The organism is Polaromonas sp. P1_E1_2, from assembly GCF_056406035.1.
The window spans coordinates 1-10,591 of sequence record NZ_JBFUAZ010000079.1 but is presented as its reverse complement, the minus strand read 5'-3'; the positions used below and the strand labels follow the sequence as shown (position 1 = coordinate 10,591).

At 62.6% G+C, this 10,591-nt stretch carries 9 protein-coding genes; 4 read left to right on the top strand and 5 right to left on the bottom strand.

Annotation, left to right across the window (positions count from 1 at the left end):
• The 4 genes from AC1D1P_RS06380 to AC1D1P_RS06365 form a co-directional block, all read right to left on the bottom strand.
• On the bottom strand, nucleotides 1–759 hold a 759-nt coding region (locus AC1D1P_RS06380), incomplete at its 3' end, for a tetratricopeptide repeat protein (RefSeq protein WP_477672436.1).
• An 18-nt stretch (nucleotides 760–777) separates the two neighbouring features.
• Nucleotides 778–3,501 (bottom strand): aminopeptidase N, encoded by a 2,724-nt coding sequence (gene pepN, locus AC1D1P_RS06375; protein WP_477672435.1) that lies wholly within the window; start codon nucleotides 3,499–3,501, stop codon nucleotides 778–780.
• A 68-nt stretch (nucleotides 3,502–3,569) separates the two neighbouring features.
• A protein-coding gene (prfB, locus tag AC1D1P_RS06370) for a peptide chain release factor 2 (protein WP_477672434.1) occupies nucleotides 3,570–4,674 on the bottom strand; the annotation gives its coding sequence in 2 pieces (ribosomal slippage) (nucleotides 3,570–4,592 and nucleotides 4,594–4,674; 1,104 coding nt in all).
• 74 nt (nucleotides 4,675–4,748) lie between these two features.
• A complete protein-coding gene (locus AC1D1P_RS06365) occupies nucleotides 4,749–5,684 on the bottom strand; it encodes an alpha/beta fold hydrolase (RefSeq protein WP_477672433.1) in 936 nt (311 codons plus the stop codon).
• An 8-nt stretch (nucleotides 5,685–5,692) separates the two neighbouring features.
• Between AC1D1P_RS06365 and AC1D1P_RS06360 the strand changes: the two genes are divergently transcribed.
• Complete coding sequence (locus tag AC1D1P_RS06360; protein WP_477672432.1) at nucleotides 5,693–7,603, top strand: acetate--CoA ligase; 1,911 nt, start codon at nucleotides 5,693–5,695, stop codon at nucleotides 7,601–7,603.
• A 152-nt stretch (nucleotides 7,604–7,755) separates the two neighbouring features.
• Here AC1D1P_RS06360 and AC1D1P_RS06355 read toward each other — a convergent pair whose 3' ends face one another.
• Nucleotides 7,756–8,421, bottom strand: a complete 666-nt coding sequence (locus tag AC1D1P_RS06355; protein ID WP_477672431.1) for a YiaD family glycine zipper/OmpA-like lipoprotein — start codon at nucleotides 8,419–8,421, stop codon at nucleotides 7,756–7,758.
• Nucleotides 8,422–8,693: 272 nt separating this feature from the next.
• On the opposite strand from AC1D1P_RS06355, the gene AC1D1P_RS06350 reads away from it, so the two are divergent.
• From AC1D1P_RS06350 to AC1D1P_RS06340, 3 genes are all read left to right on the top strand, one after another.
• Nucleotides 8,694–9,755: an aldo/keto reductase gene (locus AC1D1P_RS06350; RefSeq protein WP_477668084.1), complete on the top strand. Its 1,062-nt coding sequence runs from the start codon at nucleotides 8,694–8,696 to the stop codon at nucleotides 9,753–9,755.
• Between the two features lie 103 nt (nucleotides 9,756–9,858).
• Complete coding sequence (locus AC1D1P_RS06345; protein ID WP_477672430.1) at nucleotides 9,859–10,371, top strand: aminoacyl-tRNA deacylase; 513 nt, start codon at nucleotides 9,859–9,861, stop codon at nucleotides 10,369–10,371.
• A 30-nt stretch (nucleotides 10,372–10,401) separates the two neighbouring features.
• Nucleotides 10,402–10,591 (top strand): glycerol-3-phosphate acyltransferase (locus AC1D1P_RS06340; RefSeq protein WP_477672429.1); only part of this gene is annotated, 190 nt, incomplete at its 3' end.

Genomic DNA, 10,591 nt, shown 5'->3' with positions numbered 1-10,591 from the left:
CACACGTTGCTGGAAGAGGGCGCGCGCTTCGGTGGGCTGGTCCGTTTCGTGCGCGAGYACACCGAGCTGGAACAAGGTGTCCAGCACGATGTCTGTGTCCTGCAGGGCCTGGCCCAGCGCCAGGCGCTGTTGCAGCCAGGCCTGMGCCTGCGCATGCTCGCCSAGCTCGTAGGTATTTTGCGCCAGGTTGTTGATGAGGCCGCAGAGGCGCTTGTCCGTGCCGGAGCCGAAGGCGCTTTGTGCATCWGCCAGCAGTTGCYGGTTGTGCGCCAGTGCCTCGGCGAAGCGGCCGGCCTCGTGCAGGGCGTAGCCTGTCTCTTCGCGAATACCCAGCTTCTGGTCGGTGTTCAGGGTGGCGCCTTCGTGCGCGGCCCAGTGGACCGACTGCTGAAGGTGCTCGACGGCGGTGTTGTACTCCTCGGCTTCCAGGGCCGACTCGCCGATGGCGTAATGCTGTTCGTAGCGCTCGGTGGGTGTGAGGCTGTCCTTGGCAGCGCGGATGGCCAGGGCGCGCAGGCCCAGGGGCAGGCCCTCGGCATCCAGCTGGCGTTTGCGGAACACCACGAACTGCAACCACAGCAAGTCAGCCAGCTCGGCGGAGTCGGCGCCCAGGGCCTCGGCCAGGGGCTCCAGCGCGGCCAGGTCGGCTGACATGCGTGAACCGCTGAACATGCCGCTGGCGTCGTACACCGTGTCGCGCAGCGGGTTGAACTTCTTCGCAAACCGCTGTGCGGGGTTATTGAATGTGAACAATGCCATGGCGGGTGCCGTCCGCGTTCAGTCAGCCAGTGCGCGAGAGACGACTTCGTGTGTGTCCTTGCTCAAATCAGTCTTGGCTGCAACGCGCGCGATCGCCTCACGCGCCGCGCTGCGGTAGGGCTCGGCCAGCTTGCTCCAGCGGTCGAGCGCGCGCGCCAGGCGGGCGGCCACTTGCGGATTGATGGCGTCGAGCTCCATCACGCGGTCGCTCCAGAACACATAACCCGCGGCGTCCGCGCGGTGGAAGGCGGCCGGGTTGCCCTGGCAGTAGGTGCTGACCACGCTGCGCGCGCGATTGGGGTTGCGCAGGCTGAAGTCGGAATGCTTCATGAGTTGTTTGACCGCCGGCAGGATGTTGCCGCCGCGATCCGGCGCGCCGGCCTGCAGGCCAAACCATTTGTCGATGACCAGGGCTTCGTCCTTGAACATGGCGTGGAATAGCGGCAACGCCTCGGCCGCCAGTGCGTGGCCGCTGGAGACCAGGGCSGCCAGCGCGTTGAAGCGGTCGGTCATGTTGCCGGCGTCCTTGAAGCGCTGCAGGGTCTTGCCCGGCCAGAGGGTATCGCCRGAAGCCTGCGCYGCCAGGCACAGGTGCGTRAGCGCCATACCCGCGAGCGCGCGGCGGCCCGAGGAGGCCGGGTCWGGCGTGTAGGCGCCGGTGTCGTGGTTGGCCTCGTACACGGCTTGCCAGTCGGCTGCCAGTGCCGTGGCCAGCTGCAGGCGCATGGCTTCGCGCACTGCATGAATGCGCTGCGGGTCCACCACGTCAAGCTGCTCGGCCAGGTAGGTCTCAGACGGCAGCGTCAGCACCAGTTCCTTGAAGGCCGAGTCCAGCGCGGGGTGGCGCAGCACCTGGCGCATCGCATCAAGATAAGCATCATCGAGCACTGCAGCCGTTACGGGGCCTGCGCCACCAGCTATGGATTTGATAGCGCGGTTGACGGCCAGGCGTTGCCCGGCCTCCCAGCGGTTGAAAGGGTCGCTGTCATGCGCCAGCAGGTGCAGCAGCTGGGCGTCGGTGTAGTCAAACTCCAGCACCACCGGGGCGGTGAAGCCGCGCAGGATGGAGGGCACCGGCTCGGCATCGATGTTGACGAAGGTCAGCGTTTCGCTGGCCTGCGTCAGCACTACGGTACGGGTGCGGGCAGGTGCCTGGCTCTCACCGGCCAGCTGCAGCGGCAAGTCCTGGCCATCTGCGCCCAGCAGGCCCAGGCCGACCGGTATGACAAACGGCTCCTTCACGGCTTGCCCTGCCGTGGGCATGCAGCTTTGCGACAAGGTCAGGGTGTAGGTGCGCGCCGCCGCGTCATAAGCACCCTGCGCGTGCACACGCGGCGTGCCGGCCTGGCTGTACCAGCGCTTGAACTGCGGCAGCAGGCGCGCCAGGTCCGACATCGGGTTGGCGTCGGCAATCGCCTGCGCAAAGTCGTCGCAGGTTACGGCGTGGCCGTCGTGCCGTTCAAAGTAAAGCGTCATGCCGCGGGCAAAGCCATCGCGGCCCACCAGCGTCTGCATCATGCGCACGACTTCGGCGCCCTTTTCATAAATCGTGACGGTGTAGAAGTTGCTGATCTCGACGTAGCTGTCGGGCCGCACCGGGTGGGCCATGGGGCCGGCGTCTTCGGGGAACTGGGCGGTGCGCAGCACACGCACGTCCTCAATGCGCTTGACGGCGCGGGCCGAGGCTTCGCCGCACAGGTCTTGTGAAAACTCCTGGTCGCGGAAGACCGTCAAGCCTTCCTTCAGGCTGAGCTGGAACCAGTCGCGGCAGGTCACGCGGTTGCCGGTCCAGTTGTGGAAGTACTCGTGGCCGACCACGCTTTCGATGTTGGAGAAATCAACATCGGTGGCGGTGGCCTGGTTGGCCAGCACGTACTTGGTGTTGAAGATGTTCAGGCCCTTGTTTTCCATCGCACCCATGTTGAAGTCGCTGGTGGCGACGATCATGAAGCGTTCCAGGTCCAGCGGCAGGCCGAAGCGGGCCTCGTCCCAGGCGACCGAATGCATCAGCGAAGTCATGGCGTGCTCGGTTTTGTCCAGGTCACCGGGGCGCACATAGACCTGTAGCACGTGTTCCTTGCCTGCGCGGGAGGTGATGCGCTGCTCGCGGGCCACCAGCTGGCCGGCTACCAGGGCAAAGAGGTAGCTCGGTTTTTTGTGCGGGTCTACCCACTTGGCGAAATGCCGCGCGCCGTTGGGGCCGGGCTCCAGCGGGCCCTGGCTGACCAGGTTGCCGTTGGACAGCAGCACCGGGTACTGCGCCTTGTCGGCGCGCAGGGTCACGGTGTAGCTGGCCATCACGTCGGGGCGGTCCAGGAAGTAGGTGATACGCCTGAAACCCTCAGCCTCACACTGCGTGAAGAAGGAGTTGTTGCTGACGTACAGGCCCATCAGCTTGGTGTTTTTGGCGGGGCAGGTGGTGGTGAAGATTTCCAGCTCGAAGGGCTCGGTGCCCTCTGGCAGGTTTTCCAGCACCAGCTGGTTGCCTTCCATCTTGAATGAGGTGCCCTGGCCGTTGACCAGAACACGGGAGAGATTGAGCTCTTCGCCGTCCAGCTTCAGGGCTTGTGCCGGTACGTCCGGGTTGCGGCGCAGGCTCATTTTGTTGAGCACGCGCGTTTTCTGCGGGTCCAGGTCAAAGCACAGATCGACCGTGTCGATCCAGTAGGCGGGCGCGACGTAGTCGGCGCGGTTGATGACCACCGCGGCGCCGGGGCTCGCTCCGTCAAGCATATGCAGCATGGTTAATTCCTGAAAATCAAAATTTCACAACTTCCGGAGCGCGTCGAAAGTCACACGCTCACACGCCCTCACACACCTTGTTTGAGTGAGGCTTCAATAAACACGTCCAGGTCGCCGTCCAGCACTTTCTGCGTGGCCGAGACTTCCACATTGGTGCGCAGGTCCTTGATGCGGCTGTTGTCCAGCACATAGCTGCGGATCTGGTGGCCCCAGCCCACGTCGGTTTTTGTGTCTTCGAGTTTTTGCTGGGCTTCCTGCTGCTTGCGCAATTCGAAGTCATACAGGCGCGAGCGCAGGCGTTTCCAGGCGACGTCGCGGTTGCTGTGCTGGCTTCGGCCGTCCTGGCACTGCACCACAATGCCGGTCGGGATGTGCGTCAGGCGCACGGCCGAGTCGGTCTTGTTGATGTGCTGGCCGCCGGCGCCGCTGGCGCGGAAGGTGTCGGTGCGTACGTCCGACGGGTTGATCTCGATTTCAATCGAGTCATCGATCTCGGGGTAGACAAACACCGAAGCGAACGAGGTGTGGCGCCCGCCGGAGGAGTCAAACGGCGACTTGCGCACCAGGCGGTGCACGCCGGTTTCCGTGCGCAGCAGGCCGAAAGCGTACTCGCCCTCGATCTTGATGGTCGCACCCTTGATACCTGCCGTGTCGCCCGGGGATTCGTCTTCGACGGTGGTCTTGAAACCCTTGCGCTCGGCGTACTTGAGGTACTGGCGCAGCAGCATGCTGGCCCAGTCGCAGGCTTCAGTGCCACCCGCGCCGGCCTGGATGTCCAGGAAGCAGGGCAGGGGGTCGGCCGGGYTGTTGAACATCCGGCGAAATTCCATCTTTTCGACTTCCGTAGCCACCTTGGCGGCTTCTGCTTCAATCGTCTGCATGCCGGCGTCATCGCCTTCGGCCTTGGACATCTCGAAGAGTTCGGTGTTGTCGGCCAGCTCGGAGCTCAGGCGGTCGATCACATGGACCACGTCTTCCAGCGATTTCTTTTCCCTGCCGAGCTCTTGCGCGCGCTTGGGGTTGTCCCAGACCTTCGGGTCTTCCAGTGCGGCGTTGACTTCGTTCAGTTTTCGTTCTTTGGCAGGGTAGTCAAAGATACCCCCGAAGTTCGTTGACCCGGTTGCTGAGGTCGATGAGCTGGTTGCCGATGAGGTTGATGCGTTCTGCTTCCATGATTTTTCTGTCCTGAGATGTGTGATTGCCGCATTGGCGGCTGAACCGCCCATTTTCTCACGATGCGGCGCGTTTCAGCTCAGAAAGCCCTCAATCAGTGTTGCCAGCTGTTCCGGTTGGTCGTGGTGCAGCATGTGGCCGGCATCCTGGATCACGGCGACACGGGCTTCGCGCACCTGTTTGAGCCGTTCGTGGTACTCGGTCAGGGTGTATTTTTCCTTCCACCACAGAGCCAGTGAATCGTCGGACGCTTCGACGGCCAGCACCGGAGCACTGATGCAGCGGTAGACCTCGAGGGCTTCATCGACGCGGTAGAGCTGCGCGCTGGTGATCTTGTGGGCGGCTTCTCCCAGAATCTCCCATTTCCCTGCGGCATTTGGCCGGGACCAATGGCTGGCCAGCCAGCCGGCCTTGTCGGCGGACAGGCGCGGGTTGGTTCTCATCAGGCGGCGCGCCACACCGGCCACGTCGGCATAGGCTTTGAGTTCCAGCTCACCCCTATGCAGGCTTTTGAGTTCGTTCATCCATTGGGCATAGCGGCCGGGGGCTTGCCCGGCCTGGGTGGACGGCAGGCCAAAGCCTTCCAGATTGACCAGCCTGCGGATGCGCGCCGGCCGTACGCCCGCGTACAGCATGGCGACATTGCCGCCCATGCTGTGGCCTACCAGATCAACGGGTTTGTCACCCGCGTAGTGGTCGAGCAGAAAGTCCAGGTCCGCCAGGTAATCGGGAAACCAATAATTGTCAGCAGGGCTGCCTGCGGGGCCGGAGCCGGTCAACCCGAAACCGCGCCAGTCGGGCGCGATGATGGTCCGGCCGCTGACGAAGGCCTCCGACAGTGCGTCCACCATGAACTGGTAAGAGGCCGCCACGTCCATCCAGCCATGCACCAGAACCAGCGGCGGCAATGAGGGGTTCGTGCCTGCTGCGCTTTCCCAGAGCCACACGTGGTAACTCAAGCCACGTATAGGGACAAACTCGCTGCGTGATGATCGTTTTTCTTTGTACATTGGTTCCCATGATAAAGAGACACGAATCGAAACGCAGTCAAGGCAGCGACAAGACCGGTGGCGGCAGGAATTCCCCGGAAAGTGGACCGGTTGACCTGTACGCAGCGCTGCACGCCGGCTTCCGCTGGCAGGTTGACGAGCACTTCAACATCGCCGAAGTGTGTTGCAGCCGCTGGGCCAGGGGTGAAGGTGCAACGGCGGGTGCTACTAAAAGAATAGCTGTTCGCGCTCACCAGCCGGGCGCTGCAGCCGTTTCTTATACCTATTCGGAACTGCAGGGCGCTGCCGATGCGCTGAGCCACGTGCTGGCCGGCCTGGGCGTTCAGCGCGGCGACCGCGTTGCCATCGTGATGCCGCAACGTTTTGAAACCGCTGTGGCTTACATGGCGGTCTTCCAGATGGGGGCGGTCGCCATGCCGCTGTCCATGCTGTTCGGCCCTGACGCGCTCGAATACCGGTTGCAGGACAGCGATGCCGTGCTGGCTATTTGCGACGAGAGCTCGATAGACAGCCTGAATGCCATCCGTGGCAACTGCCCGGCATTGCGCACGGTGGTGGCAGCAGGTACGGCGCAGGGCAAGGGTGACGTGGACTACGAAACCGCGTTAGCGACACATAGGAGCGCCTTCACCGCCGTCAAGACCAAGGCCGACGAAGGCGCGATCCTGATCTACACCAGCGGGACCACCGGCCCGCCCAAGGGTGCGCTGCTGCCGCATCGCGCCTTGATTGGCAACCTGCCTGGCTTCATCTGCAGCCAGAACTGGTTTGGCTTTGACGGCAAAACCAATAAAAAGTCGGACGCTGTTTTCTGGTCCCCGGCAGACTGGGCGTGGACAGGCGGCCTAATGGACGCCTTGCTGCCCAGCCTTTACTTCGGCCGGCCCATCGTTGCCTTCAACGGCCGCTTCAGCCCCGAGCTGGCCTTCAGCCTGATGGCGGAACAGGGCGTCACACACACCTTTTTGTTCCCGACGGCGCTCAAGGCCATGATGAAGGCCTACCCCAGGCCCGCGCAGCATTTCAAGCTGAAACTGCAGGCCATGATGAGTGCCGGCGAAGCCGTGGGCGATGCGGTGTTTGCGTACTGCAAGGATCAGCTCGGTGTGATCGTCAACGAGATGTTTGGCCAGACTGAAATCAATTACGTGGTGGGCAACTGCAGCATGAACAGGGTTCATGGCGAGCGCAGCGCCGGGCCGCCCCAAGCAAGCTCAGCCCCCTCGGGGGGCAGCGCATTACACGAAGTGAAAAGCGTGGGGGCGTTTGCAGGTTGGCCTGCGCGGCCGGGCAGCATGGGCAAAGGCTACCCGGGCCACCGCGTGGCGGTGATTGATGACGAAGGCAATGAATGCGCGGTGGGCGTGCCGGGCGATGTGTCGGTCAACCGCTACGACATCCACGGCGACCCCGATCCGATTTTCTTTCTCGGGTACTGGAAGAAAGACGAGGCCACCCGCGGCAAGTTCACCGGCGACTGGTGCCGCACAGGCGACCTGGCAAGGCGCGATGCCGATGGCTACCTCTGGTACGAAGGCCGTGCCGACGACGTCTTCAAGGCCGCCGGCTACCGCATCGGCCCCGGTGAGATCGAGAACTGCCTGGTCAAGCACGCAGCTGTCGCCAACGCCGCCGTGGTGCCCAAACCCGACCGCGAGCGCGGTGCAGTCGTGAAAGCCTATGTGGTGCTCGCTCCTGATTTGATAGCTGCTCGCGCAAGCCACCAGGGCGGTACAGCCCGATTTGATGATGAACTGACGCTGCAGCTGCAAGCCCACGTCAAGACCATGCTTGCGCCGTAYGAGTACCCCAAGGAGATCGAGTTCATAGACGCGTTGCCCATGACCACGACGGGTAAGGTGCAAAGGCGCGTGCTGCGGTTGCAAGAGGAAGAGCGCTTCAAAAACTCAGCAGGCTGACACAAAGAAGCACCCATGAAAAAAGCACCCGAGGGTGCTTTTTGTTGCGCTGCCAGCAGGGGCCGGGATCTGGCTTTGCCAGTCCCAAGGCGCCTGTCCCCTGCAAGGGGAAAAGGCGTTACACGCAGTGAGCGCCAATAGGGGTGTGCAATTTACCTAGCTGCGACTTGTTCGGCCACGTAGATTTCAACGCGGCGGTTCTTGTCGCGGCCTTGCTGCGTGTTGTTGTCGGCCACCGGCTCACGCGAACCGCGGCCGTCCGTCACGATGCGGGTGCGTGCCACGCCGCGGCTGACCAGATAGTCGCGGGCCGAATCGGCACGGTCAATGGACAGCGGGTTGTTGATGGCGTCAGAGCCGGTGTTGTCGGTGTGGCCGATGATGGTCACTGTCGTCACCGGGTTCTGGTTCAGGCTGGTGGCGAACTGGTTCAGGATAGGTGCGAAGTTCGGCTTGATGGCGGAACGGCCCACGTCAAAAGAAACGTCGCTGGGGATGTCGAGCTTCAGGCGGTTGTCGGTGGTCTGGCTGACGGCTACGCCGGTACCAACAGTCGCCCTTTCCATCGCAGCTTTCTGGTCCTGCATTTTCTTGGACCAGATATAACCACCGCCGGCACCCACAGCACCGCCCAGAACAGCACCGGTGGCTGCGCCTTTGGATCCGCCGGTCGCTGCGCCCAGCACCGCGCCTGCTACGGCGCCAATACCGGCGCCCTTGGCGGTGCCCTGCTGTGTTTCGCTCATGTTGGCGCAGCCGGAGATGGCCAGCGCGGCCAGCGCCGCACAGGTAATGGATGTGATGGTCAGTTTGTTCATGAAATGCTCCTCGGAAAGTTAATGTAGGTAATCTAGGTATGGGAGTGAAGGAGAGCGGTTGTCGGTCTCACTTCAATCAGCAGCGCATTAAAGCGCGGGTGTGTGAATACTAGGCATGCAAAAAGTGAGCAGTTGTAAGACAAGGGCGCGATATAGGCGCGCCTGCACGCCGTTTGCGGAGACCTTAAACTAGCCGTTTTGTCAATTTCGTGAATTCCGTCACAGCGTTTTTGCTGTCGTACGGCCTCTTCCATCTCACATGTGGCTCCTCCATGAATAAAGTTCAACTCGGCTCCAGCGACCTTCACGTGACCCCCATTTGCCTGGGCACCATGACATTCGGTGAGCAGGTGGATGAGCCCACGTCCCATGCCATCCTGGACCGCTCGCTGGAGCGCGGCGTCAACTTTCTCGACACCGCCGAAATGTATTCAGTGCCGGCGCGCGCCGAGACCTGTGGTTCGACCGAAACCATCATCGGCAACTGGTTCGCCAAAAATCCTTCGGCACGCAACAAGCTGGTGCTTGCTACCAAGGTAGCCGGACCTTCGCGCGGCATGCCCTGGGTGCGTGAAGGTAGCGGCATGACGGCCCAAGACATTCTGGCTTCGTGCGATGCCAGCCTGAAGCGGCTGAAGACCGACGTGATCGACCTCTACCAGATTCACTGGCCCGAACGCCACGTGCCGGCGTTTGGCGCGCTGTATTACAACCCTGCGCAAGAGCGCTCGGCCACGCCGATCCATGAGCAGCTCGAGGCACTCGGTGCTTTGGTGAAAGCCGGGAAGGTGCGTTTTATCGGGCTTTCCAACGAAACCCCGTATGGCGTGCACGAGTTTGTGCGCCTGGCCGAGCAGCATGGCCTGCCGCGTGTGGCCACCGTGCAGAACCCTTATTGCCTCGTCAACCGTACGGTGGAAAACGGCCTGGACGAAACCATGCACCGCCTGGGTGTCTCGCTGCTGGCCTATTCGCCCCTGGGCTTCGGGTTGCTCACAGGCAAATACGACCAGTCCGGCACTGAAGGCCCGGCCGCACCCAAGGATGCGCGCATTGCCAAATTCGAGTCGGTGCGCAAACAGCGTTGGGGCCGCCCCGAGGCACTGGCCGCCGCCCGGCGCTACAACGCGCTGGCGCGTGACAACAAGCTGACCCCGACCCAGCTGGCGCTGGCGTTCTGCTACACCAAGTGGCATGTGGCCAGCACCATCATCGGCGTGACCTCGGTTGCGCAGTTGGATGAAGATTTGGATGCCTGGGGCACCAAGTTGTCCGCTGAAGTGCTTGCCGAAATTGACAAAATCCGATGGGAGCTGCGGGACCCCGCGCTCTAGAAATGACTCTCCCCCGAAGCGCCTTCGGCGCCTCCCCCCAGGGGGCGCCATCTGCGGCCCGGCAAAGCCGGTTCCGCGCTGGCCTGCGAACAGAGGTACCGCAGTGAGCAAGAAGGGCCACGTCAGTGAGACGCCGGCTACCGCTCTGCTCAAGGCCAACAAGGTCGGCTTCACTGAGCACCCTTACGAATATCTTGAGCACGGCGGCGCTCAGCATAGCGCCGAGGTGCTGGGCTTTGATCCCTTTACTGTCGTCAAGACACTGGTCATGCAGGACCAGGACGCCAAACCCTTGCTGGTGCTGATGCATGGCAACCGCAAGGTTTCCACCAAAAACCTGGCGCGGCAGATCGGCGCCAAGTCGGTCGAACCGTGCAAGCCTGAAGTCGCCAACCGCCACAGCGGCTACCTGGTCGGTGGCACATCGCCTTTCGGCACGCGCAAGGCGATGCCTGTGTATATCGAGGAAAGCATCCTGGCCCTGCCCAAAATCGCCATCAACGGCGGGCGGCGCGGCTACCTGATTGGTATTGACCCGCAGGTTTGTGTCACCTTGCTGGGTGCAAAATCAGTCAACTGTGCATTGAGCATCGACAACGCAGCGGGCCACGGCTGAAATGCCGGTGGCCACCACATAACAAGGGAGATGAATTTGGACTACGTGTATTCTGCCGGCGCGACTTTGCTGGCCTACCTGATCGGCTCGCTGTCGTTTGCCGTCATCGTCAGCCGGGTGATGGGTTTGAGCGACCCCCGCAGCTACGGCAGCAAGAACCCCGGCGCCACCAACGTGCTGCGTTCCGGCAGCAAGGCCGCGGCGGCCATCACGCTGCTGC

Excerpts from the sequence above, each read along its gene's own strand:
- AC1D1P_RS06365 (WP_477672433.1), bottom strand. The coding sequence starts at position 5,684 with ATGTACAAAGAAAAACGATCATCACGCAGCGAGTTTGTCCCTATACGT.
- AC1D1P_RS06350 (WP_477668084.1), top strand. The coding sequence starts at position 8,694 with ATGAATAAAGTTCAACTCGGCTCCAGCGACCTTCACGTGACCCCCATT.
- AC1D1P_RS06355 (WP_477672431.1), bottom strand. The coding sequence starts at position 8,421 with ATGAACAAACTGACCATCACATCCATTACCTGTGCGGCGCTGGCCGCG.